Annotated in this window: 23 protein-coding genes; 6 read left to right on the top strand and 17 right to left on the bottom strand. The window is 75.7% G+C overall.

Annotated elements, in window-relative coordinates; genetic code table 11:
- Positions 1–128: 128 nt before the first annotated feature.
- The 3 genes from BMZ33_RS11260 to BMZ33_RS11250 form a co-directional block, all read right to left on the bottom strand.
- Positions 129–878, bottom strand: a complete 750-nt coding sequence (locus BMZ33_RS11260) for a CPBP family intramembrane glutamic endopeptidase (RefSeq protein WP_169064180.1) — start codon at positions 876–878, stop codon at positions 129–131.
- A 23-nt stretch (positions 879–901) separates the two neighbouring features.
- A complete protein-coding gene (locus BMZ33_RS11255) occupies positions 902–1,594 on the bottom strand; it encodes a GAF and ANTAR domain-containing protein (RefSeq protein WP_091110157.1) in 693 nt (230 codons plus the stop codon).
- A 98-nt stretch (positions 1,595–1,692) separates the two neighbouring features.
- Entirely contained in the window at positions 1,693–3,030 is a 1,338-nt protein-coding gene (locus tag BMZ33_RS11250; RefSeq protein ID WP_091110885.1) for a dicarboxylate/amino acid:cation symporter, read from the bottom strand.
- A gap of 228 nt (positions 3,031–3,258) precedes the next feature.
- Here BMZ33_RS11250 and BMZ33_RS11245 point away from each other — a divergent pair, with 228 nt between their 5' ends.
- On the top strand, positions 3,259–3,708 hold the full coding sequence (locus BMZ33_RS11245; protein ID WP_091110155.1) for a MaoC/PaaZ C-terminal domain-containing protein: 450 nt from the start codon (positions 3,259–3,261) through the stop codon (positions 3,706–3,708).
- Between the two features lie 25 nt (positions 3,709–3,733).
- Here the strand turns inward: BMZ33_RS11245 and BMZ33_RS23265 are convergent, their stop codons facing one another.
- The 6 genes from BMZ33_RS23265 to BMZ33_RS11215 all read right to left on the bottom strand — a co-directional run bounded on the left by BMZ33_RS23265 (position 3,734) and on the right by BMZ33_RS11215 (position 9,466).
- Positions 3,734–4,075 carry a hypothetical protein gene (locus tag BMZ33_RS23265; protein ID WP_169064179.1) on the bottom strand — a complete coding sequence of 114 codons (342 nt, stop codon included), beginning with the start codon at positions 4,073–4,075 and terminating at the stop codon, positions 3,734–3,736.
- Positions 4,076–4,327: 252 nt separating this feature from the next.
- Positions 4,328–4,540, bottom strand: a complete 213-nt coding sequence (locus BMZ33_RS11235) for a CstA-like transporter-associated (seleno)protein (RefSeq protein WP_091110149.1) — start codon at positions 4,538–4,540, stop codon at positions 4,328–4,330.
- Positions 4,537–6,780: a carbon starvation CstA family protein gene (locus BMZ33_RS11230; protein WP_091110147.1), complete on the bottom strand. Its 2,244-nt coding sequence runs from the start codon at positions 6,778–6,780 to the stop codon at positions 4,537–4,539. The genes BMZ33_RS11235 and BMZ33_RS11230 overlap by 4 nt, the downstream gene beginning before the upstream one ends.
- Before the next feature lie 123 nt (positions 6,781–6,903).
- Entirely contained in the window at positions 6,904–8,034 is a 1,131-nt protein-coding gene (locus BMZ33_RS11225) for a 5-methyltetrahydropteroyltriglutamate--homocysteine S-methyltransferase (RefSeq protein ID WP_091110144.1), read from the bottom strand.
- Entirely contained in the window at positions 8,027–8,587 is a 561-nt protein-coding gene (locus BMZ33_RS11220) for a DUF1353 domain-containing protein (protein WP_091110141.1), read from the bottom strand. The genes BMZ33_RS11225 and BMZ33_RS11220 overlap by 8 nt, the downstream gene beginning before the upstream one ends.
- 33 nt (positions 8,588–8,620) lie before the next feature.
- The gene (locus tag BMZ33_RS11215; RefSeq protein WP_091110138.1) at positions 8,621–9,466 is read right to left on the bottom strand and encodes an SDR family oxidoreductase; all 846 of its coding nucleotides are present in this window, start codon (positions 9,464–9,466) and stop codon (positions 8,621–8,623) included.
- A 64-nt stretch (positions 9,467–9,530) separates the two neighbouring features.
- Between BMZ33_RS11215 and BMZ33_RS24455 the strand changes: the two genes are divergently transcribed.
- Entirely contained in the window at positions 9,531–10,553 is a 1,023-nt protein-coding gene (locus BMZ33_RS24455; RefSeq protein WP_169064178.1) for an iron-containing redox enzyme family protein, read from the top strand.
- Positions 10,554–10,719: 166 nt separating this feature from the next.
- The gene (locus BMZ33_RS11205) at positions 10,720–12,219 is read left to right on the top strand and encodes a methyl-accepting chemotaxis protein (protein ID WP_136697280.1); all 1,500 of its coding nucleotides are present in this window, start codon (positions 10,720–10,722) and stop codon (positions 12,217–12,219) included.
- Positions 12,220–12,246: 27 nt separating this feature from the next.
- Here the strand turns inward: BMZ33_RS11205 and BMZ33_RS11200 are convergent, their stop codons facing one another.
- The 4 genes from BMZ33_RS11200 to glnA all read right to left on the bottom strand — a co-directional run bounded on the left by BMZ33_RS11200 (position 12,247) and on the right by glnA (position 18,205).
- Positions 12,247–12,570, bottom strand: a complete 324-nt coding sequence (locus tag BMZ33_RS11200) for a CDGSH iron-sulfur domain-containing protein (RefSeq protein ID WP_169064177.1) — start codon at positions 12,568–12,570, stop codon at positions 12,247–12,249.
- Between the two features lie 42 nt (positions 12,571–12,612).
- Positions 12,613–15,705, bottom strand: a complete 3,093-nt coding sequence (locus BMZ33_RS11195; protein ID WP_169064176.1) for a bifunctional [glutamine synthetase] adenylyltransferase/[glutamine synthetase]-adenylyl-L-tyrosine phosphorylase — start codon at positions 15,703–15,705, stop codon at positions 12,613–12,615.
- 1 nt (position 15,706) lies between these two features.
- A complete protein-coding gene (locus BMZ33_RS11190; RefSeq protein WP_091110131.1) occupies positions 15,707–16,444 on the bottom strand; it encodes a type 1 glutamine amidotransferase in 738 nt (245 codons plus the stop codon).
- 420 nt (positions 16,445–16,864) lie between these two features.
- Positions 16,865–18,205, bottom strand: a complete 1,341-nt coding sequence (glnA, locus tag BMZ33_RS11185; protein ID WP_091110879.1) for a type I glutamate--ammonia ligase — start codon at positions 18,203–18,205, stop codon at positions 16,865–16,867.
- Between the two features lie 157 nt (positions 18,206–18,362).
- On the opposite strand from glnA, the gene BMZ33_RS11180 reads away from it, so the two are divergent.
- Genes BMZ33_RS11180 through panB form a run of 3 tightly spaced genes read left to right on the top strand, consistent with a single transcriptional unit; the run spans position 18,363 to position 21,865 of the window.
- Positions 18,363–19,145, top strand: a complete 783-nt coding sequence (locus BMZ33_RS11180; RefSeq protein WP_169064175.1) for a DinB family protein — start codon at positions 18,363–18,365, stop codon at positions 19,143–19,145.
- Positions 19,146–19,196: 51 nt separating this feature from the next.
- Positions 19,197–21,038, top strand: coding sequence for an NAD+ synthase (locus BMZ33_RS11175; RefSeq protein WP_169064174.1), 1,842 nt, complete (start codon positions 19,197–19,199; stop codon positions 21,036–21,038).
- Positions 21,035–21,865 carry a 3-methyl-2-oxobutanoate hydroxymethyltransferase gene (gene panB, locus BMZ33_RS11170; protein ID WP_091110122.1) on the top strand — a complete coding sequence of 277 codons (831 nt, stop codon included), beginning with the start codon at positions 21,035–21,037 and terminating at the stop codon, positions 21,863–21,865. The genes BMZ33_RS11175 and panB overlap by 4 nt, the downstream gene beginning before the upstream one ends.
- Before the next feature lie 40 nt (positions 21,866–21,905).
- On the opposite strand, the gene BMZ33_RS11165 is transcribed toward panB, so the two are convergent.
- The 4 genes from BMZ33_RS11165 to BMZ33_RS11150 form a co-directional block, all read right to left on the bottom strand.
- Positions 21,906–22,289 carry a DUF2784 domain-containing protein gene (locus BMZ33_RS11165; protein WP_091110117.1) on the bottom strand — a complete coding sequence of 128 codons (384 nt, stop codon included), beginning with the start codon at positions 22,287–22,289 and terminating at the stop codon, positions 21,906–21,908.
- 429 nt (positions 22,290–22,718) lie between these two features.
- Complete coding sequence (locus BMZ33_RS23260) at positions 22,719–22,871, bottom strand: hypothetical protein (RefSeq protein ID WP_169064173.1); 153 nt, start codon at positions 22,869–22,871, stop codon at positions 22,719–22,721.
- Positions 22,872–22,874: 3 nt separating this feature from the next.
- Entirely contained in the window at positions 22,875–23,060 is a 186-nt protein-coding gene (locus BMZ33_RS11155) for a hypothetical protein (RefSeq protein ID WP_091110113.1), read from the bottom strand.
- A 54-nt stretch (positions 23,061–23,114) separates the two neighbouring features.
- Positions 23,115–23,585 carry a cupin domain-containing protein gene (locus BMZ33_RS11150; RefSeq protein ID WP_091110111.1) on the bottom strand — a complete coding sequence of 157 codons (471 nt, stop codon included), beginning with the start codon at positions 23,583–23,585 and terminating at the stop codon, positions 23,115–23,117.
- Between the last annotated feature and the right edge of the window lie 6 nt (positions 23,586–23,591).

The raw sequence follows: 23,591 nt of genomic DNA, 5'->3' as shown, positions 1-23,591 counted from the left end.
CCCACGATGGGCGCGGGTGTCCGTCACGCACCCCGTCCCGCGCGGTCACGGTGCGCCTGCCGCCGACTGGGGACCGGGCCGATCGCACGGTCGCGGGCGTGCGGTTCGGGGAGCCGGGCGACCCGCCCTCACGCGACAGCCGGCGCGCACCAGTCCGGCGCTGGGCTCCGGAGCGCCACCGCGCAGCCACCCCGGGAGGCCACCGCGGCGGCGAGGACGCCGAGGTCGTTGGCGGCCAGGTGCAGCAGCGCCGGCGCGAGCAGGCTGCCGCTGCGCTCCCGCAGCGCGGCGAAGAGGACGTCGACGCCGGCCGTGCCGAGGCAGGCGGCGGTGACCGCGGTGGCCCGCCGCAGCGGGTCGGCGGCCAGGCCGTTGAGCGCGAGCCCCTGGCGGGTGGGCGCCACGTGCCAGAGGCCGAAGAGCGCCGCCGCTGCCGCAGCCGCCCACCGCCGCGGCAGCACCCGCCGCAGCACGGGCGGGAGCACGCCGCGGAAGGCCACCTCCTCCCACAGCACGGTGCCGACCGGGATGCGGACGAGCACCCGGGCGGTCAGGTCCCGCGCACCGAGCCCCGCGACGCGCGCGTCGGCGAGCAGCGGCCGGGACGCGGGAACCGCCAGCGCGGCGGCGTAGCCGGCCCCGACGACCGCGGCGCAGGCGCCGCCCCGGCGGGCGCCGGCGGGCAGCCGCCCCGGGTGCAGGCCGAGCTCGTCCCAGGAGATCCCCCCGGCCCGCGCCGCAGCCAGCAGGGCGGCGGTGGCCGCGGCGTTCACCGGCGCGTAGGCGCGGGCGGGCAGCCGCGGCACGACCACGTCGTTCCACGCGCCGAGCAGCACGACCAGGCCGGCGGCCCGGCGGACGTCGGAGCCGGCGCTCACCGGTCCCCCCTCCGCAGGTCCGCCTACTGCCCCCGCGCCTGCACGGAGCCGACGATGCCGGTGGCGATGTCGCGGAGCTTGCGGTTGTAGCGCATCGAGGCCTCGCGCAGGATCTCGAACGCCCGCTCGGGGTCCACGCCGTGCTGGGCCATGAGCACGCCCTTGGCCTGCTCGATGACCGCCCGCGACTGCATCGCCTGGCGGAGCTGGGCCGCCTCGTCGCCGAGGCGGGCGACCTCGTGCGCGTTGGCGACGGCCACCGCGAGCACCTCGGCCACGGTCGTGGCGGCGTCGAGCACCTCGGCGGAGGCGAACGCCGACGGCTGCGTCGAGTAGGTGTTCAGGGCGCCGATCACCGCGCCCTGGAACGGCAGCGGGAGGGACAGCGAGCTGCGCACCCCGAGCTCGGCGACCCGCGCGGCGTAGTCGGGCCAGCGCTGCTCGGTGCGCACGTCGTCGATCCGCAGCACCACCCCGCCGCGGCCGGCGTCCAGGCAGGGGCCGTGGCCCCGCTCGTACTGCAGCTGCTCCGCGGGCACCGCCAGCTCTCCCGACCAGGCCGCGGTCGAGGCGTCCTCCCCTCGCAGCAGGGTGACCGAGGCCGACTCGGCGCCGGGGATCCCGCGCTCGGCCACCTGCACCACCTCGGTGAGGACGTCGCCGACCGGCCTGCCCACCAGGGTGATCCGCGCGAGGTCCCGCAGCAGTTCCTCCACCGCCGCATCCTGTCACCGCTCGGACGGCACCGGCTCCCCCCGACGACGACGGGCCGGGACCTCCGCGGAGGCCCCGGCCCGTCGGGTCGTGGTCCGGGTCAGGCGGTGACGGGCTGCCGCAGGTCAGCGTCGACCCCCGTCGGGTCGGCCAGCGGGCCGGCCGCCCGCCCGGAGCGGAACCGCTCCAGGTCGAGGATGCCCTCCCGCTTGGCCACGATCGTCGGGACGAGCGCCTGGCCGGCCACGTTCACCGCGGTGCGGCCCATGTCGAGGATCGGGTCGACCGCCAGCAGCAGGCCCACACCGGCCAGGGGCAGGCCCAGCGTCGACAGCGTCAGGGTCAGCATGACCACCGCGCCGGTGACGCCGGCGGTGGCGGCCGAGCCGACCACCGACACCAGCGCGATGAGCAGGTAGTCGGTGAGGGAGAGGTCCACGCCGAAGAACTGCGCCACGAAGACCGCCGCGAGCGCGGGGTAGATCGCCGCGCAGCCGTCCATCTTCGTCGTCGCGCCGAGCGGCACGGCGAAGGAGGCGTAGGACCGCGGGACGCCCAGGCTCTGCTCGGTGACCCGCTCGGTCACCGGCAGCGTGCCGATCGAGGAACGGGAGACGAAGGCCAGCTGGATGGCCGGCCAGGCACCGGCGAACCAGCGCAGCGGCGAGAGGCCGTGCAGCCGCAGGAGCACCGGGTAGACCACGAACAGCACCAGCGCCAGGCCGGCGTAGACGGCACCGGCGAAGACGCTCAGCGAGCCCAGCGACTCCCAGCCGTAGGTGGCGACGGCGTTGCCGATGAGGCCGACGGTGCCCAGCGGGGCGAGCAGGATGACCCACCACAGCAGCTTCTGGACGACGGCCAGGGCGGAGCGGACCAGGCCGAGGAACGGCTCGGCCGGCTCGCCGACCTTGAGCACCGCGACGCCGACCGCGACCGAGAGCACGATGAGCTGCAGCACGTTGAACGACAGGCTGCCGTCGGCGCCGGTCTGCAGGCCGAGGACGTTGCCCGGCACCAGGCCGGTGAGGAAGTCCCACCAGGAACCGGTGGTCTCCGGCGGGGCCTGGGCGGCGGCGTCGACGGAGCTGTTGCGGCCGGGCTGGGTGAGCAGGCCCAGGCCGATGCCGATGGTCACGGCGATCAGCGCGGTGATCGCGAACCACAGCAGCGTCTGGCCGGCCAGCCGGGCGGCGTTGGAGACCTGCCGCAGGTTGGCGATGCTGACGATCACGGCGGTGACGACCAGCGGCGGGACGAGGACCTTCAGCAGCGTGACGAAGGTGCCGCCGACGGTCTGGAGGGTGCTGGTGAGCCAGTTCGGCGACCCGTCGGCGACGGGGCCGAGGTCGCGGGCCACCAGACCCAGGGCGATGCCCGCGACCAGCGCGAGGAGCACCTGCGCGGCGAAGGGGACGGAACGGAGACGTGCGAGCACGGACGTGCCTCTCGGGGTGTGCGTGGGGTGGGGGACGGCGGCGGGCGGCGTCACCAGCCGGCGGTCGTCATCCGGCAGAAGTCCAGCTCACGGCGGCGCGTGAGCCCCCACGGGTTGTCCACGGCAGGGTCCAAGGCGCACGAGGGGCGCCGGCATCCCGGTTGTGCGCGGACTCACCGTTCCCCGGGGTGGCTCGTCCGCGCGCCCCGGTCACTGGTAGGGAGGAGTGTGGCCCACCACTTCGAGGACTTCTCCCCCGGCCAGGTGTTCACCAGCCAGGCCCGCACGATCACCGAGGCCGACGTCGTCACCTTCGCCGGGTGGAGCTGGGACACCAACCCGGTGCACACCGATGCGGAGTCCGCGCGGGAGGGCCGCTTCGGCGAGCGGATCGCGCACGGGCTGCTCGGCCTGTCGGTGGCGATGGGGCTGGCGTCGCGGATCGGCGTCTTCGAGGAGTGCTCGATCGCGCTGCTCGGCGTCGACGGGTGGCGGTTCCGGCGGCCGCTGCGCATCGGCGCCACGGTCCGCTGCCGGGTCGAGATCCTGGAGACCCGGCCGACCGGCCGCGGGGACGCCGGCGTCCTGCGCCGGCGGTTCGCGCTGCTCGACCAGGACGGCGAGGTGCTGCAGGACGGCGAGATCGGCCTGCTGGTCAGCCGGCGCCCGGCCGGCTGAGCGCCGCCGGCCGCGCGGCCGCGCCTCAGGCGGCGTCGTCCTCCCGGGTCGCCTCGTCCTCGATGCCGACCATGACCTCGTTGGTCTGCAGGGTGACCAGCCAGGCCAGCGCGTGGTCCTCGACCGGGTCACTCGAGACCCGCGCGATGGCGTCGAGCTGGGCGGCGACCAGCCCGCGGGCGGCCTGGTAGACGTCGGAGGCGGTGACGGCGATGCCCTGCTCGGTCAGCCACAGCCGGCCGTCGGGCAGCACCCGCACCTCGGTCTGGCTGCCGACGCCGAGGTCGGCGGCCGCGCTCGTCAGGACGGACATGCCGGCGCGCAGCTCGGTGAGGCGGCGGGAACGGCGGTCGGGGGACGACGGCATGGGCACTCCTCGGACGGGCCCGCGGGCCTCGGGACGTACCTGGGGAGTCGGCACCCCGCCCGCTCCGCCTGACCGCTGCTGGGACACCGGAGCACCCCTGGGACGGGCGGGACCAACCGTTGCCTCCCCGACCCGGTCCCGGCCCCCGGGGGACGGCTCTCGCGGCCGGGACCGGGCGGCGCCGACCCCGTCCCCGCCTGACGGCCGCGGCCCCGGCCTCCTGGTGGAGGACCGGGGCCACGGAGGACCGGCTCAGCAGCAGCGGCTGACCGGGTTGCGCTCCCGCTCGTCGGCGCGACGCCGCTCGAACTCCCGCCGGCTCACCGGCTGGTGCCCGTGCGCGGCGCAGTGCGCCAGGTAGTCGTCCCAGCGCGCCTCGCCGCTCCACTCGCGCAGGTACCAGCGCACCCCGCGCCAGGCCCGGACGGCGGCGGACCGGACCGGGCCGGCGACGTCGGCCGTCACCGGGCCGGTCCCTCCTCGGTGAAGGTGCCCTGACCGCGGGCACCGGCGCCGGCGCCGACCAGCCGCTCGTGCTCGGCGATGGCCTGCTTCTCCTCCGCCGTCGCGAACAGCCCCGAGGGCTCGACGATCCGCGACGGGACGGCCGGCTCCTCGGTGGTGGGCAGCGGCCCGCGGGCGCGGACGGCCCGGGCGATGACCACCAGCGCGTTGACGAAGACCACGACCACCAGGAGCGCGAAGAAGGCCTGCAGCACGCCGTTGATGGTCGAGTTGGTGACCACCTGCTGCATCTGGCCCACGTCCTGCGCCGGTGCGAGGACCTCACCGTTGTCCAGCGCGGTCGCGTAGCGGTTGCGCTGGGCGAAGTAGCCGATCGCGGGGTTGTCGGAGAAGACCTTCTGCCAGCTCGCCGTCATCGTCACCACCAGGTCCCAGGCCAGCGGGACGGCGGTGATCCAGGCGTACTTCAGCTTGCCGTGCTTGACCAGCAGCACCGTGCAGAGGGTCAGCGCGATCGCGGCGAGGAGCTGGTTGGCGATGCCGAACAGCGGGAAGAGCTGGTTGACGCCGCCCAGCGGGTCGGTGACGCCGATGTAGAGCATGCCGCCCCACAGGCCGACGACGATCGCGCTGGCGATGATGTTGCCCGGCCGCCACGACAGGTCGCCGAACTTCTTCCAGACGTTGCCGATGGTGTCCTGCAGCATGAACCGGCCCACGCGGGTGCCGGCGTCGACGGCGGTGAGGATGAACAGCGCCTCGAACATGATCGCGAAGTGGTACCAGAAGGCCTGCAGGTTCCCGCCGAACGCGTTGCTGAAGATCTCCGAGATGCCGACGGCGAGCGTCGGGGCACCGCCGGTGCGCGAGATGAGGCTCGGCTCCTGCACCGCGGCCGAGGCGGCGGCGAGGTCGGCGGCCGACGTCGGGAAGCCCAGGCCGCTGACGTAGGCGGCCGCGGTCTCCGGCGTCCCCCCGGTCACGCCGGCCGGGGCGTTCATCGCGTAGTACAGGCCCTGGTCGATGACCACGGCGGCGATCAGCGCGCTGATGGCCACGAAGGACTCCATCAGCATGCCGCCGTAACCGATGAGCCGGACCTGGCTCTCCTTGGCGACCATCTTCGGCGTCGTCCCCGAGGAGATCAGGGCGTGGAAGCCCGACAGGGCGCCGCAGGCGATGGTGATGAAGACGAACGGGAACAGCGACCCGGCGAACACCGGTCCGGTGCCCTCGCGGGCGAAGTCGGTGATCGCGTCGGCCTGCAGCACCGGGCGGGCGATGAGCAGGCTGACCGCCAGCAGCGCGATGACGCCGATCTTCATGAAGGTCGACAGGTAGTCGCGGGGGGTCAGCAGCAGCCAGACCGGCAGCACCGAGGCGACGAAGCCGTAGACCACCAGGGCGAGGACCAGCCACTCCTTGGACAGCGTCAGGGCGTCGGCCAGGCCGGTGTTGTCGATCCAGCCGCCGCCGACGATCGCCAGCAGCAGCAGGACGACGCCGATGGCGGTGGCCTCGAGCACCCGGCCGGGCCGCAGCACCCGCAGGTAGACGCCCATGAACAGCGCGATCGGGATGGTGAGCGCGATGGAGAAGACGCCCCACGGCGACTCCGCCAGCGCGTTGACCACGATCAGCGCCAGCACGGCCAGGATGAGGATCATGATCGCGAAGACGGCGATCAGCGCGGCGACGCCGCCGACGATGCCGATCTCCTCGCGGACCATCTGGCCCAGGCTCTTGCCGTTGCGCCGCATCGAGAAGAACAGGACGACCATGTCCTGGACGGCGCCGGCGAAGATGACGCCGACGACGATCCAGATGGTGCCGGGCAGGTAGCCCATCTGGGCGGCGAGCACCGGGCCGACGAGCGGGCCGGCGCCGGCGATGGCGGCGAAGTGGTGCCCGAAGAGCACCCGCCGGTCGGTGACGTCGAAGTCGATGCCGTTGTGCAGCCGCTCGGCCGGGGTGGCCCGCCGGTCGTCGACGCGCAGCGCCCGGTAGGCGATGAACCGGGCGTAGAAGCGGTAGGCGATGGCGTAGGAGCACAGCGCGGCGAAGAGCATCCACAGCGCCGAGACCGACTCACCCCGCGACAGCGCGAGGACGGTCCAGGCGACGGCGCCGACGACCGCCACCGCCGTCCACACCAGGGTGCTCTTGAGCGTGGGCCGGCGGCGGCCGGTCCCCCCGGGCGGTCCTCCGTCGGTGTCGGGCCTGCTGACCGTGGTGGACACGGGCGTCCTCCTCGCGTGCGCAGACAGCGCCCGGACGACGCTGTCCTCGAGACGCTGCGAGCATGCCAAGCCGCCGCACCGCCCGCCCGGCCAGGTCCCCGGTCGTGACCGGCCCGTGATCGCTCAGGAGTCGCCCCAGACCTCCTCGGCGACCTCGACGACCAGCGCCAGCTTGGCCACCTGCTCCTCGCGGGTCAGCGCGTTGCCCTCGACGGTGGAGGAGAACCCGCACTGCGGCGAGATCGCCAGCTGCTCCAGCGGCACGAAGCGGGCGGCCTCGTCGATGCGCCGCTTCAGGTCGTCCTTCGACTCGAGCTCGGGCCGCTTCGTCGTCACCAGGCCCAGGACCACCCGCTTGCCCTCCGGCACGAAGCGCAGCGGCTCGAAGCCCCCGGAGCGGGCGTCGTCGTACTCGAGGAAGAAGCCGTCGACCTCCAGGCCGCCGAAGAGCGCCTCGGCGACGAAGTCGTAGCCCCCCTCGGCCACCCAGGAGGAGCGGAAGTTGCCGCGGCACATGTGGGTGGTGACCGTGAGCCCCTCGGGCCGGCCGGCGAGCGCGGCGTTGATCTGCCGGATGTAGCGCTCGTGCTGGTGCTCGGCGTCGCGGCCCTGGGCGGCGAGCTCGGCGCGCTGGGCGGGGTCGTTGAGGTAGGCCAAGCTGGTGTCGTCGAGCTGCAGGTAGGTGCAGCCCCGGGCGGCGATGCCCCGCACCTGCTGGGCGTAGGCGGCCGACAGCGCGTCCCAGAAGGCGTCCTCGTCGGGGTAGACGGCCGGGTCGATCGCCGCCGCGCCGCCGCGGTAGTGGACCATCGACGGCGAGGGGATGGTCAGCTTGGCCGTCTGCCGCTCGTCCACCTGGCCCTGCAGGTAGGCGAAGTCCGCCCCGAAGATCGGCTCGTCGATCGACAGCGGCCCGTCCACGTGCAGCCCGGCCGGTGTGAAGTCGATCGTGCCGTCGGCGTTGCGGAAGTGGACGACGATGTCCTCGCCGCTCACCTTGCTGATCCCGTCGATGGCGTAGATGAAGTCCATGTGCCACGAGGCGCGGCGGAACTCCCCGTCGGTGGCGGTGCGCAGGCCCACGTCGCCCTGCAGCCGGACGACGTCGGCGATCGCCTCGTCCTCCACGCCGCGCAGCTCGGCGTCGTCGATCTCCCCGGCGGCGTGGCGGGCGCGGGCCTCGAGCAGCGCGGGCGGGCGCAGCAGGCTCCCGACGTGGTCGGCGCGGAACGGCGGTCCGGGTGCGTCACTCATGTGCGGCAGCCTCGTCGTCCGGCCCGTCGTCCGCAGCCCGGCTCCAGGGCCGGACGCCCTCCCCCGACACCAGCCGCTCGGCGGCGGCGTAGACGAGCAGCCCGGGCAGCAGCAGCACCGAGGGCAGCACCAGCGGCGCGGCCAGCACCGAGATCGCCAGCACCCCCGGCGCGCTGGCCCACCAGCCGGGCCGCCGCTCGGCGTCGGCGAGGGCGCCCCAGCGGACGCCGGCCCACATGAGCCAGCGCAGCAGCACCGGCACACCGGCCTCGCGCATGACCCGCCGGAAGATCCCGTCGGCCTGCCGCGAGGTCACCACCCGGGTGCGGATGCCCACCGTGCACAGCCAGTCGTGCAGCACCGCGGCCAGCGTGTAGCGGCCCGACTCCGGGACCAGCCACAGCACCGGCCGCGGCACGCTGGCCAGGTCGGTGCCGAAGCCGGCGGGGACGACGAAGCGGTCGCTGCGGCCGAGGTAGGTCAGCGGCTCGACGAGCGTCCAGCCGTCGGCGCCGGAGGTGCGGAGGACGGCGGCGGGCGGGTCGAAGGGCACGCGGCGATCCTGCCGCCGGCCGGGCGCGGGTGCTCAGCCGGTGCGCTGCTCGACCATCCGCGCCGAGACGCGGCGGATCAGGTCGGCCTGCCGGGAGACCACCACGTCGAGCACCCGGTTGACCGGGAAGACCTCGCCGAGCCGGGCCAGGCCCATCACCCGCGGGACGGCCACCGAGCGCGACCAGTACGACGTCAGGCACCCGGCCACCCGCTCGGCCACCCGCTCGGTCGCCACGCCGGGCGTCAGGCGCCCGTCGGCGTCGGCGTCGGAGGCCGGCGGGCTGCCGTGGCCGCGGGCCATCCACTCGGTGGCCACCGGCCCCGGCAGGACCGAGTGCACCCGGACGCCGCGCGCGGTCACCTCTCGGCGCAGCCCGGAGAGGAACCCCTGCACGCCGGCCTTGGTGGCCGAGTAGACGGTCAGCGGGGGCACCTGGGCGAGCCCGGCGGAGGAGCTGACCACGAGCACGTCGCCCCGCCCGCGCTCGGCGGCCGCGCGCAGCAGGTGCGGCAGCGCCAGCCGGGTCAGCTCCACCACCCCGGTGAGGTTGGTGGCCACCATGCCCTCGACCACCTCGCCCGGGGTGTCCTCGACCAGCGCCGCGTAGGCCAGGCCGGCGTTGAGCACCACGGCGTCGAGCCGCCCGTGCTCGTCGAGGACGCGCTGCACCAGCGCCGCGCGGTCGGCGGCGTCGGCGACGTCGGCGGTCACGGCGGTGACGCCGGGCAGGCCGCCCACCGCCTCGACCAGCCGCCGCCCGTCACGGGCGCAGGTGACCACCCGGGCACCGCCGGCGGCCAGCCGGGCCACGGTGGCCCGGCCGATGCCGGCACTGCCGCCGGTCACGAGGACGACGCGGTTGCGCAGGTCTGCCATGTCCGGCCACTACCCGGTACGGCATCACATCGTGCACGGTGCATCAGATGGCGTGCCGCGGGGCATGGCCAGGTCCATGCGCCTGCCCGAGCCCCGGGGCCCCCTGTCCGCCGCCCTCGCCGACGACCTCCGCGCCGGAGCCGTCTCCCCCGCCACCGTCGACCTGGCCCGCCGGACCGCGGAGGCGGCGCCGGACCCCCTGCTCGACGACGACCTCCAGCTGGCGCTGGCCCTCTGCTACGAGCTGCACTACCGCGGCTTCGACGACGTCGACGACGCGCTGGAGTGGGACCCCGCCCTGCTGGCGCTGCGGGCGCACCTCGAGCGGCGCCACCTCGCCGGGCTGCAGGAGCTGACCGGTCCCCCGGAGGCCACCGGCGAGCCGGTCGACCAGCAGCTCGCCGCGCTCATCGCCGCCGACGACGGCCCGTCGCTGTCGGCCTTCATGGCCAAGCGCGGCACCGCCGAGCAGTGGCGCGAGTACCTGACCCTGCGGTCGGTGTACCACCTCAAGGAGGGCGACCCGCACACCTTCGCCGTCCCGCGGCTGTCCGGGCGGGCCAAGGCGGCGATGGTCGAGATCCAGGCCGACGAGTACGGCGGCGGCTCGGCCGAGCGCATGCACAGCGAGCTGTTCGCCGGGATGATGCGCGACCTCGGCCTCGACGCCGGCTACGGCGCCCTCTGGGACGACGCGCCCGCCGTCGCGTTCACCTCGGTCAACACCATGTCGCTGCTCGCCCTGCACCGGCGCTGGCGCGCCGCGGCGCTGGGCCACCTCGCCTGCGTGGAGATGACCTCCTCCGAGCCCAGCCGCCGCTACTCGGCGGGGCTGCGCCGGCTGGGCCACGACGCGGCGACGACGGTCTTCTACGACGAGCACGTGGAGGCCGACGCCGTCCACGAGCAGATCGCCTCGGTGGACATGTGCGGCTCGCTGGTGGCCGAGGACCCGTCCCTGGCCGGGGACGTGCTCTTCGGCGCGGCGTGCTCGCTGGCCGTCGACGGCCTCACCGCCCGGTACCTGCTCGGCGCCTGGGAGGCCGGCCGCTCGGCGCTGCGCGGGGAGCGGGCGCTGGCCGCCTAGCGGTCAACGAGACCAGATCGTCCGTTCCTCCGGCTGGACTCCGCGCGCAGGCTGCCGAGACCACAGGGTGCAGGACCGCGGAGGCCCCGCGGTCCCCGAGCACGCGGAGACACACATGTGGCGGCGCCCTGAACCGATCCCGGCCGGCAGCCCGGCCCTGCCGCCGATGCCCCGGGACATCGAGACGCTGGAGGCCGTGGTCGCCGCCCTCGACGACGGGGTGCGCACGCCGCTGGACGCCCACGTCGCGGTGGTGCGCACGCTCACCGAGGCGTGCGGCCTGGCCTACGGCGCGGTCTGGGTGCCCGGCGCCGGCGGCGGGTTCACCCTCGCCTTCGAGACCGGCCCGCTGGCCCCGGCGATGGTCGGCGCCCGGCCCGCCGAGGGCCGGCTGCCCGACGCCACCGGCGGCAGGGCGGTGCGCGAGCGCCGGGCGGTGCACCTCGACAGCGCTCCCGCCGCCCGCGGGGCCGACCCGCGCTGGGTCGCGGCGTGGGCGGCCGGGGCCCGTGAGGGCTGCTTCATCCCCGCCGTCGACGAGGGGCGGGTCACCGCCGTCGTCGAGTACCTCACCCCCCACCAACTGCCCTTCTTCGGCTCCCGCACCGAGAAGTGGGAGTCCATCCACCGGCTGTTCGCCTCCATGCGCGCGGCCGCGCTGGCCACCGCGGCGCAGCGGGAGACCGTGCACGACCGGGCCGCCGTCAGCGCCGTCGTCACCCGCCTCGGCGAGGCCGCCGACGAGGCGGCGGTGCTGCGCGCGGCGCTGGAGGCGGTGCGCTCGGCGTTCGGCTGGGCCTACGGTTCGTACTGGGCGCTCGACGAGGCCGAGCAGGTGCTGCGCTTCCGCACCGAGTCCGGCTCCGCGGGCGAGGAGTTCCGCAAGGTCACCCTGGCCGCCAGCTTCGCCGAGGGCGTGGGCCTGTCCGGCCGGGCCTGGCGGCAGCGCGACCTGGTCTTCGTCCCCGACCTCGCCGAGGTCACCGACTGCGTCCGCGCCCCCGCCGCACGGCGGGCCGGGGTGCGCTCGGGCGTGTGCTTCCCGGTCACCGCCAACGGGCAGGTCATCGGCACGATGGACTTCTTCGTCACCGAGACCGTCGAGCTGTCGGACTCGCGGGCCTCGGCGCTGCGCAACGTGCAGCACCTGGTCTCCCAGCGGGTGGACGCCCTCCGCCGCGCCGCGGCCGACGCCGAGCGTTCCCGCGAGCTGCTCGACAGCGTCGAGCGGCTGCGCGGCGCCGCGGTCGCGGCCGGCGAGGTGGCCGAGGCCGCGGTCGCGCAGGCCTCCTCGATGACCTCCGAGGTGGCCGCGCTGACCGAGGCGTCGACGTCGATCGGCGAGGTCATCCGGATCATCTCCGGCATCGCCGACCAGACGAACCTGCTGGCCCTCAACGCCACGATCGAGGCCGCGCGCGCCGGGGAGGCCGGCCGCGGCTTCGCCGTCGTCGCCAGCGAGGTCAAGGACCTCGCCCGGGAGACGGCGACGGCGACCCAGCGGGTGTCGGACCAGATCGCCGGCATCCAGAGCAGCAGCGAGCAGGTCACCGCGGGCATCCACGCCACCAGCGAGGTGATCGGCCGGCTCGACGCCGTCCAGGCGCGGATCACCGACGTGCTCGAGGAGCAGGTCCGGATGGCCCGCTCCATCCAGGCGCAGTAGCCGCCGGGCCCCCGGCGGGGCGGCCGCTCAGCGGGGCCGGTCGCCCTGCCGGGGCGCGCTGCGGATGGCGGCGGCCGGGCGGGGCCGGCTCGGCGCGCTCGGCGCGGAGAAGCCCGACCGCTTGTGCGTGCCGTCGCAGAAGGGCTTGATGCCGGACTTGCCGCAGCGGCACAGCGCCACGGTCTTGCGGCCGGGGTCGATCTCGGTGCCGTCCTGGTCGACCAGCCGGAAGTCGCCGCGCACGATGAGCGGCCCGTCGCGGTAGGGCGTGACGGTGGCGGCCGCGGGGTCGACGGGCAGGTCGGCGGGCAGGTCGTCGTGGTCGTCGTCGGCGGGCAGCGCTGAGCTCACCCCCTCAGCGTGCCCCGTCCGTGCGACCCGCACACCCGGCGGTCAGGCCGGGGGCCGGCCGTAGAAGACCTGCTCGACCACCGTGCGGGCGTGCCGGGTGGTGCGCCGGTAGTCGTCGAGGAACTGCCCGGGGTCGGTGTCGGGGCCGTACCCGCTGGCCCGGGCCACGCCGGCCAGCTCCAGGCCGGGCCGGGGCAGCTGGTCACCGGGCCGGCCGCGGACCAGGAAGACGGCGTTGCGCGCCCGGCTGGCCAGCTCCCACGCCTCGCGCAGCACCTGCGCCTGGTCGGCCTCGAGCAGCCCGTGGGCCGCCAGCCGCTCCAGCGCCTCCACCGTCGAGGGCAGGCGCAGGTCGGGCACCGCGGCGGCGTGCTGCAGCTGCAGCAGCTGCACGGTCCACTCGACATCGGCCAGCCCGCCGCGGCCGAGCTTGGTGTGGGTGGCCGGGTCGGCGCCGCGGGGCAGCCGCTCGCGTTCCACCCGCGCCTTGATCCGCCGGATCTCGGCCACCTGCGCGTCGGTCAGCCCCTCGGCGGGGTGGCGCAACGGGTCGATCAGCTCGACGAAGGCCGCACCCAGCTCCGGGCTGCCGGCCACCGGGGTGGCGCGCAGCAGCGCCTGCACCTCCCACACCGACACCCAGCGCTGGTAGTACTCGCGGAAGGCGTCCAGGCTGCGCACCAGCGCGCCCTGCCGGCCCTCGGGGCGCAGGTCCGCATCGACCTCGAAGGCCGGGTCCGGGGCGGGCTCCCCGAGCAGCCGGCGCAGCGTGTGCGCGATGGCGTTCGCCGCCTGGGTCGCCCTCGCCTCCTCCGCGCCCGGACGGGCCCGGTGCACGAACAGCACGTCGGCGTCGGAGCCGTAGCCCAACTCGCCGCCGCCGAGCCGGCCCATGCCGATGACCGCGAGGTCCACCGGCACGTCGTCCTCGGCGGTGCCGGACTCGCGCGCCCACGCCCGGACGGCGACGTCGAGGCCGGCCTGCAGGGTGGCGACGGCGACGGCGGTGAGCGCCTGGCCGACCCGGACCACGTCGACCCGGCCGAGCAGGTCGGCGGCGGCGATCCGCAGCAGTTCGGTGCGGCGCAGCGAGCGCACCACGCGGATGCCGGCCTGGGCGTCGGGCGCGCGCCGGGCGGCGGCCCGCCAGGCACCGGTCAGCGCCTCGGCGCTCCGGGGCTCGAGCTCGGCGTCGTCGGCGAGGATGCGCAGCGCCTCGGGCGTGCGGGTGAGCAGCGCGGCGACGTACTGGCTCGAGCCCAGGAGGCGGGCCAGCCGCTCGGCCACCCGGCCCTCGTCGCGGAGGAACCGCAGGTACCACTGGTTGCCGCCGAGGGCCTCGCTGACCTGCCGGTAGGCCAGCAGCCCGGCGTCGGGGTCGGCGCAGTCGGCGAGCGTCTGCAGCACCACCGGCAGCAGGTACTTCTGCATCGACGCCGAGCGCGACACCCCGCCCGACAGTGCCGCCATGTGCCGCAGCGCGCCCTGCGGGTCGCCGAACCCCAGCGCCCGCAGCCAGTCACCGGCCGCGCTGGAGCCCAGCTGGGCGGCCTCGGCCGGCACCTTGGCCACCGCCGACAGCAGCGGCCGGTAGAACAGCTTCTCGTGCAGCCGGCGCACCTCGCGGGTGTGCAGCGCCAGCTCCGCCCGCAGCACGACGACGGCGTCGCCGCGGTGGTCGGGCTTGTAGCCCAGCGAGCGGGCCAGCCAGCGCAGCTGCTGCTCGTCGGTGGGCAGGAGGTGGGTGCGCCGCAGCCGCAGCAGCTGCAGGCGGTGCTCCACGGTGCGCAGGAAGCGGTAGGAGGCGATGAGCGTCGCGCCGTCGTCGCGGCCGACGTAGCCGCCGTCGACCAGCGCCGACAACGCCGGCAGCGTGCCGCCGACCCGCAGCCGGAGGTCGACCCGGCCGTGCACCAGCTGCAGCAGCTGGACGGCGAACTCCACGTCGCGCAGCCCGCCGCGGCCGAGCTTGAGCTCCCGCTCGGCCTGCGCGGGCGGGATGTTCTCCTCCACCCGGCGGCGCATCGCCTGCACCTCGCCGACGAAGCCCGGGCGCTCGCCGGCCTGCCACACCAGCGGGAAGAGCTCCTCGACGTAGCCGCGGCCCAGGTCCGGGTCGCCGGCCACCGGGCGCATCTTCAGCAGCGCCTGGAACTCCCACGTGCTCGCCCACTGCCGGTAGTAGGCGGCGTGGTTGGCCAGCGTGCGCACCAGCGCCCCGGCCTTGCCCTCGGGCCGCAGCGCCGCGTCGACCTCCCAGGCCGCCTCGTGGCAGATCCGCATGAGCGCGGCGGCCACGCGGGTGGCGCTCTGCAGCGCCGGTGCCTCGGGGTCGGTCGGGTCGACCGGCTCGGCGACGAAGACGACGTCGACGTCGCTGACGTAGTTGAGCTCCCGGCCGCCGGTCTTGCCCAGCGCGATGACCGCCAGCCGGCAGGGCGCGGCGTTCCCGGGCTGCTCGGCGACGGCGATCGCCAGCGCGCCGGACAGGACCGCGGCCGCGGCGTCGGCGAGCTCGGCGGCGACGTCCTCGGCCGAGAGGCCCTCGCCCAGGTCGCGGCCGGCCAGGGACAGGACGGCGCGGCGGTAGGCCAGCCGGAGCGCGGCCACCCGCTGCGGGGACGCGTCGGGCGCGGGCCGGCCCAGCCTGACGCCCCACGGCGGGTCGTCGGGGTCGGCGCCGACGGCCATCAGCATCTGCCGCTCCAGCGCCTGTGCGGTGGGGCGCACCGGGCCGCGGCTGTCGGAGTCGAGCACCGTCCAGTCGCCGGGGTGGGCGGCCAGGTGGTCGGCCAGCCCGGCGCTGGCGCCCAGCACCGCCAGCAGCCGGCTGCGCAGCGCGCCCGAGCCGCGCAGCCGGGCCAGCAGCGCCGCGGCGGAGCTGCCGGTGGCGTCGGCGGCGTCGAGCGCCTCGACCAGCCGGGTCAGCGACCGGACGGCGAGGTCGGGGTCGCCGGCGCGGGCCAGCGCGGAGACGACCGGGCCGGCCTCGGGGTCGGCGGGCTCGTTGCGGTCGAGGTCCCACAGGCCCAGGGCCGGGTCGGACAGCTGCAGCGCGGCCCGCTCGGCGTCGAGGAAGCCGAAGCGCGCCAGGCGCACCCGCGCCCGCCAGGGCACCTCCCGGGTGGCCGACACCTCAGACCCCCGTGGTGCTCGTCGCCCGGACCAGGTCGGCGAAGCGCGCGGCGAACGGCGCCCACACCTCCTCGACGTCCGGGTGCACCGCGGCGGCGCGCTCGGCCACGGTCGGCGCGTCGAGACGGGTCGAGGCGATGCCCTCGGGGTCGCCCTCGGCCCACTCGCGCACGATCTCGGGGGTGGTCTCGACGTGGAACTGCAGCCCGTAGCAGGCCCGGCCGGTGCAGAAGGCCTGGTGCGCGTAGCGCGGGCTGCTCGCGAGGAGGGTGGCGCCGGCGGGCAGCTCGCTGATCTCGTCGTGGTGCCACTGGACGACGTCGGGGCTCAGCGGCAGCGGGCCGAACAGCGGGTCGTGCTCGGCGGCGTCCCGCTTGGCCACCAGCGCGGCGCCCACCTCCGGCCCGTCGGCGCCGACCCGCACCCGCCCGCCGCCGGCCTGGGCCAGCAGCTGCGCGCCGAGGCAGACCGCCAGGGTGGGCACCCGGTCGGCCAGGGCGCGGGCGAGCAGGTCGCGCACCGGGCCCAGTCCGCTGGTGGCGTCGTCGTCCACGCTGGACTGGGGGCCGCCCATCACCAGCAGCCCGTCGTGGCCGGCGAGGTCGGCGGGCAGGGGGTCGCCGGCGTCGAGGTGCCGCTCGTCGAGCTCGAGGCCGGCGTCGCGCAGCCACTGCCCCAGCCGGGCGGGCGGAGCGGTCTCGCTGGGGACGACGACGAGCAGGCGGGGGCGGTCCGGCACGGGACGAGGTTAGTGCGCCCCGTCCGCGTCCTGCGGCCGTGCTCCGGGGTGTCCCCCTGGCCGCCTCGGGGGCGTTCCGTCGTCGACGACGTCCTCGACGTGGACGCAGGCGAGAGGCTGCAGCCCCTCCGTCACCACGACCACGACCCCGGTGCCACGTCCGCGGCGGCGCCGGCTCCGGGCAGGAGCCAGCGCGCACGGGCCGGCGACGTCAGCCGGTCCGGGTCGGAGCCCTGCAGGACGAGGGACGCCACGCCGTCATCGGGCGTGGACGGCGACACGACGGCGGTCGCGGCGTACCGGTCCCGAGTCGGGTCAGGGCGCGGCGGTCCCGTCCGCCGCCGCCCTGCTCGGCGGTCAGCCGGACGACGGTGCCGCGGTACGGCCACGTCCACCGCACCTCCGGGGCCGACCGTCGGCTCACAGGCCGGGCAGGTAGCGCTTGAGCTCGAAGGGCGTGACGTTCTGCCGGTAGGAGTTGAACTCCTCCCACTTGTTGCGGAGGAAGAACTCGAACACGTGCTCGCCCAATGTCTCGGCCACGAGCTCGCTGCCCTGCATCGCGGTCAGTGCCTCGCCGAGGCTCACGGGGAGGTCCTCGTAGCCGGCGGCGCGGCGCTCGGTGTCGGTGAGCGACCAGACGTCGTCCTCGGCCTCGGCGGTGAGCTCGTAGCCCTTCTCGATGCCCCGCAGCCCCGCGGCCAGGATGACGGCGAAGGTCAGGTACGGGTTGCAGGCGGAGTCCGGGGAGCGGACCTCGACCCGCGCCGACTGCCCCTTGTTCGGCTTGTACGAGGGCAGCCGCACCAGTGCCGAGCGGTTGGCGCGACCCCAGGTGGCCGCCGTCGGCGCCTCGGTGCCGGCCAGCAGCCGCCGGTAGGAGTTCACCGTCTGGTTGGTGACGGCGGTGAACTCGCGCGCGTGGGTGAGCAGCCCGGCGATGAACTGCCGGCCGGTGGCCGAGAGCCGGATCGGGTCGGCCGGGTCGTGGAAGGCGTTGCGGTCGCCCTCGAACAGCGAGACGTGCGTGTGCATGGCCGAGCCGGCCAGCTCGGTGAACGGCTTGGGCATGAACGTGGCGTGCACGCCCTGGGCCAGGGCCACCTCCCGGACGACGTGCCGCAGCGTCATCACGTTGTCGGCCATCGACAGCGCGTCGGCGTAGCGCAGGTCGATCTCCTGCTGCCCGGGCGCGACCTCGTGGTGGCTGAACTCCACCGAGATGCCCATCGCCTCGAGGGCGAAGACCGCCTCCCGGCGGAAGTCGTGCGCCACGTTGTGCGTGGACAGGTCGAAGTAGCCGCCGTTGTCGGCCGGCCGGGGCGGGCGGCCGTCGGTGGGCAGGTCCTCCAGCAGGAAGAACTCGACCTCGGGGTGGGTGTAGAAGGTGAAGCCCATGTCGGCGGCCTTTGACAGCGCCCGGCGCAGCACGTGCCGCGGGTCGGCCCACGACGGCGACCCGTCGGGCAGCGTGATGTCGCAGAACATCCGCGCGGTGTCGCTGACCCGGCCCTTCGTCGCCGGCATCACCTGGAAGGTGCCCGGGTCGGGCTTGGCGAGCATGTCGGACTCGTAGACGCGGGCGAAGCCCTCGATCGCCGAGCCGTCGAAACCGATGCCCTCGGCGAAGGCGGCCTCGATCTCGGCCGGGGCGACGGCGACGGCCTTGAGGTAGCCCGAGACGTCGGTGAACCACAGCCGCACGAAGCGGATGTCACGTTCCTCGAGGGTGCGCAGGACGAACTCCTGCTGTCGGTCCATGCTGGCCATGATCGGGTCCGCTCGTTTCCGGGGTGTGACGTCCCCGCACAGCCTGCCCCGTCGGGCCGCGCGGCACACGGGGCCCGCTCGGCCCTGTTGCCGCCCCGCCGTCCCGGCGAGGAGGTCCCCCCGCGACGCCGGCTCAGGTCGGCGCCTCGTGACCGAGCTGGCCTGCCTGGCCACGGCCGAGGACCTCGTCGTCCGGTGGGAGGTGCGCGAGGGCGACACCGCCGCGCAGCGCCTCCACCGCCGCCCGGGCGCGCGGACGTGGCCGGAGGTCGTCGCCCGGTGGCCGCCGGAGGCCCAGCGCGCGCTGCGCGGCGACCGAGCCGGACTGGCAGGATCCCGGCGGACCGCGGCCGTCCCGCCGCTGGTGACGGCGGTCCGGGACGGCGAGGCTGCCGCCGTGACGACGACGCCCCTCTCCCCCACCGGCACCGTGGCCGCCGCGGCGGGCGCGCTCGCCGCGCAGCAGGACCGGGTGGCCGGCCTCCTGGCCCGGGCCGCCGGGCACTCCGGACCGCTGTCCCCGGAGGCGCGCCGCCGCCTGGTCGCACTCGGGCACTTCCCCGCCTACGCCGGCGAGCTCGACTGGACGCCGTGGGAGGTGGCCGGGCACCTGCGCGACAGCGCGCGGGTGTTCACCGACCGGATCGGGCGCCTGCTGCGCGAACCGCGACCGGTGCTGGCCGACTTCGTCCCCGACACCCCCGACCGGGTCGCCGGCTACCGCGCCACCCCGCCGGCGGTCCTGGTCGCGGAGCTCGCGGCCGCGCAGGCCGGGCTGCTGCGGGCGGTGGCGACGGTCGCCCCCGACCGGCTCGGCGCGGCCGGGGTGCACGGGACCGACGGACCGGTGACGCTGGCCGACCTGCTGGCCTTCCTCCCCGCCCACCAGCGCGACCACGCCGAACAGCTGGCGGCCCTGCTGGGGGACTGAGGCGGCGGACCCGGTGGCCGGTGCCGCGCGACGGTGACCAGACTGTGCGGCGTGGACGGTCCGGTGCAGCTGAGAGTCGCGATGGCCCAGGTCGACACCCGCGTCGGCGACCTGGCGGGCAACGCCGCGCTGGTGGTCGAGTGGGCGCAGCGGGCCGCCGACGACGGCGCCCACCTCGTGGTGTTCCCCGAGATGACGCTCACCGGCTACCCGCCCGAGGACCTCGTGCTGCGGGAGTCCTTCGCGGCGGCCAGCGAGGAGGCGCTCGTCGACCTCGCGGCCACCCTCGCCGGGCAGGGCCTGGGCGGGGTCGCCGTCGTCGTCGGGTACCTGGCGCACACCCACGGCCCGGCACCGGCCGCCGTCGACACCCCGCCGGCCGCCGACGGGTCCGACGACGAGCGGCCCGGCGACGCCAACCCGCGCCGCGGCCAGCCCCGCAACGCCGCCGCCCTGCTGCACGGCGGGCAGGTCGTCGCCCGCTACGCCAAGCGGCACCTGCCCAACTACGGCGTCTTCGACGAGGCCCGCTACTTCGTGCCCGGCACCGAGCTGCCGGTGGTGCGGCTGCACGGCGCCGACGTCGCGCTGACCATCTGCGAGGACCTGTGGGTCGAGGGCGGGCCGTGCGGGGTCGCCGGGCAGGCCGGCGTCGACCTGGTCGTCTCCCCCAACGCCTCCCCCTACGAGCGGGCCAAGGACGACCTGCGGCTGCCGCTGGTGCGCCGCCGCGCCGCCGAGGCCGGCGCGCCGATCGTCTACTGCAACCAGGTGGGCGGGCAGGACGAGCTGGTCTTCGACGGCGACTCGCTCGCCGTCTCCGCCGACGGCGAGCTGCTCGCCCGGGCGCCGCAGTTCGTCGAGCACCTGCTCTGCGTGGACCTGACCCTCGACCCGGCGCGGGTGCCCGAGCGGCGGGCGGGCCGCATCGGGCCGATGACGGTCACCCGCACCGTCGTGTCGGAGGAGCCGGTGCCCGCCTTCGCGCCGCGGCCGGGGCACGTGGCCGACCCGCTGAGCGACCCCGAGGAGGTCTGGCGGGCACTCGTGCTGGGGCTGCGGGACTTCATCGACAAGAACGGCTTCCCGTCGGTCGTCTTCGGCCTCTCCGGCGGCATCGACTCCGCGCTGGTGGCCGCGCTGTCGGTGGACGCCCTCGGCGCCGACCGCGTGCACGGCGTCGCGCTGCCGTCACGGTGGTCGAGCGAGCACTCGATCGCCGACGCCGAGGACAGCGCGCGCCGGCTGGACCTGCACTTCTCCACCGTGCCGATCGCGCCGATGGTCGACGCGTACGAGGCGTCGGTGGAGCTCACCGGGACGGCGGCGGAGAACCTGCAGGCGCGGGTGCGCGGCACGCTGCTCATGGGGCTGTCCAACCAGCACGGGCACCTGCTGCTGGCGACCAGCAACAAGAGCGAGGTCGCCGTCGGGTACTCGACGCTCTACGGCGACGCCGCGGGCGGGTTCGCGCCGATCAAGGACGTGCCCAAGACGCTGGTCTGGGAGCTGGCCCGGTGGCGCAACGCGCACGCCCGCGAGCGCGGCGAGACCGAGCCGATCCCGCAGAACTCGATCGACAAGCCGCCGTCGGCCGAGCTCGCGCCCGGGCAGAAGGACAGCGACTCGCTGCCCTCCTACGAGGAGCTCGACGCGGTGATCGCCGACTACGTCGACCGCGACCTCGGCATGGCCCAGCTGCTCGAGCGCGGCCACGACCCGGAGGTGGTGGCGCGGGTGCTGCGGCTGGTCGACGTCGCGGAGTTCAAGCGCCGGCAGTCCGCACCCGGCACCAAGATCAGCCTCAAGGCGTTCGGCCGTGACCGGCGGCTGCCCGTCACCAACCGCTGGCGCGAGAGCCTGCCCAGCGTCCGCGAAGGAGCCCAGGCGTGACCGAGTCGGTCCTCTACGGCGGGACGTCGACCGCGCGGGTGCGCATCCACCACCTGCGGCAGGCCAAGGAGCGCGGCGAGCGGTGGGCGATGCTCACCGCCTACGACACCTACGCCGCCGCGGTGTTCGAGGAGGCCGGCATCCCGGTGCTGCTCGTGGGCGACTCGGCCGGCAACGTCGTCCTCGGCCACTCCTCCACCGTGCCGGTCACCGTCGAGGACCTGCTGCTGATGACGAAGGCCGTGACCCGCTCGACGAAGCGGGCGCTGATCGTGGCCGACCTGCCCTTCGGCAGCTACGAGGCCTCGCCGCAGCAGGCGTTCACCACCGCCGTCCGGATGATGAAGGAGGGCGGCGCACAGGCGGTCAAGCTCGAGGGCGGGGCGCGGGTGGCACCCCAGATCCGCACGCTGGCCGACAACGGCGTCCCGGTCATGGCCCACATCGGGTTCACGCCGCAGAGCGAGCACGCCCTCGGCGGGTTCCGGGTGCAGGGCCGCGGCGCCGGCGCCGAGCAACTGCTCACCGACGCGCGCGCGGTGCAGGAGGCCGGCGCCTTCGCCGTCGTCCTGGAGATGGTGCCTGCCGAGCTGGCCGCCCAGGTGACCGAGGAACTGTCCATCCCGACGATCGGCATCGGGGCCGGCGCCGACTGCGACGCGCAGGTGCTGGTGTGGCCGGACATGGCCGGGCTCAACGGTGGCCGGGTGCCGAGGTTCGTGAAGAAGTACGCCGACCTGCGCGGCGAGCTGCTGCGGGCGGCCCGCGAGTACGCCGACGAGGTGCGCAGCGGCGCCTTCCCGGGGCCCGAGCACTCCTTCGAGTAGCCCGCGGCGGGCGGCGCCGGGGACCGCCCACTCGCGCCGGTCAGGTGTGCGGTCGTCCTCGGGCGGCGGACGACCGGCCGGCCCGGGCCAGGAGCAGGCCGTAGCCGAGGGCGTTGAGACCGAGCGCGACGGTGCAGGTGCCGACCTGGGTCGCGGTCGCGGCGACGTCGAGCCCCAGCGGGCCGAACAGGACGTGGCCGAGGAAGCCGCCGTCGTAGGGCGGCAGCCCGGCGCGCTCGCGCAGCGCCAGCTCGAGCGTGGTCAGCGGGCAGGGTGCACCGGCGAGGTTGACCGCCAGGACGGCGAGGGCGACCGGCACGTGCAGCAGCACCAGCCGGGGCCGCCGCAGTGCGAGCAGCGCGCCGGTCAGCATGAACAGCACGACGGTGCCGTGCAGCACCGCGACCGCACCCGCCAGCAGCACGCCCCCATCCTCGCCGCTCCGGCGCTCCGCGGGCTGGTTCCGAGCTCCGCGGGTGCGATCGGACCCGCGGCACGCGGAACGCGCCCGCGGAGTCGCCCTCAGGAGCTGCGGCGACGGGTCGGTGAGGTAGGCCCCCGGCCGGAGGCGGGTCAGCTCGCCGCGACGCAGGCGGGCGGTCAGCTCCTCGTCCGACCAGCCGCCGGGCAGGGCGTGCCGACGCAGGACGAGATCAGGGGGCAGCAGGGGTTCCACGACGCCGAGCGTCGGGGGCCGGCGCGCCACGGCGGGCTCCCGACCCGGGCCGTGGACGGGCGGCGGGCTGTGGACGGCGCACTTCCCCGAGCCCGCTCCGGGCGCTGAGGGTCCGATCGGACCCGTCCGACGCGGAACCGGCCCGAATGGCGGCCCGGGGAGCACCTGCGGACGTCGTCAGACGTCGGTCACCCGGATGCCGGCGTGCGCCCTGTACCGGCGATTGGCCGGGACCAGGCTGACCGTCGGCGACCCGGCCGGCCCGGCGAGCGCCCCCGCGTGCCCGACGACGGCCTCCTCCACCGGGTGGCCGGTGCCCCCGCTGCTCACCGGTCAGTCGCCCTCCCGCCAGCGGCGGTCCTCGGCGTCGAGCTGCTCGTTGCGCTCGGCCACCGACTGCAGCGCGTGCTCGGCCTCCTCGCGCGTGTCGTAGGGGCCCAGCCGGTGCCGCTCGGCGCAGCCGTCCCGGTCCTCCACGGTGCGGTGCTTCAGGCAGTAGAACCACGGTCCCTGCGCCATCGCGCCCTCCTCGACGTCGTCCTCCCCGACGGCCGTGCCCCGCGGCGGGGGCGCTCACTCCTCGACCATCACCTGGTCGTGGCGGGCGTAGAACGCCGTCCGCTCCTCCGGCGAGAGCGTGCGGCCGCTGCGGCGCAGCTCGGCGGTCTCGGCGAAGAACTCCTCCCGGGCGATGCCCGGGGTGAACAGGATGAGGAAGGACACCGGCTCGTCGGAGTCGTTGCGGAAGCCGTGCACCCCGCGCTCGGAGGCCAGCGCGAAGTCACCGGGCCGGTGGGGCTGCCAGCGCCGGTCGGCGTAGAGGGTGAGCTCGCCGGAGAGCACGTAGAACGACTCGGAGAACGTCTGGTGGTAGTGCGGGGCGGCGCCGGGCGAGTGCGGCGCGAGCCGGTACTCCACCAGCCCGAACCGGCCCGCGGTCACCGCGCCGGTCGCCACCATGCGCAGCGCGGCGGCCCCGGACCCGGCCAGCGGGTGGTCGGCGAGCGTCCGCACCTGCACGAGACCGGGCGGGGGGTGCGACATGCCGGC

Origin of the sequence: Geodermatophilus dictyosporus, from assembly GCF_900115505.1 — a bacterium.
GTDB classification, from domain to species: Bacteria; Actinomycetota; Actinomycetes; order Mycobacteriales; family Geodermatophilaceae; genus Geodermatophilus; species Geodermatophilus dictyosporus.
Note: the sequence above shows the minus strand (reverse complement) of the source record. Positions and strands in the feature narration are given on the sequence as shown.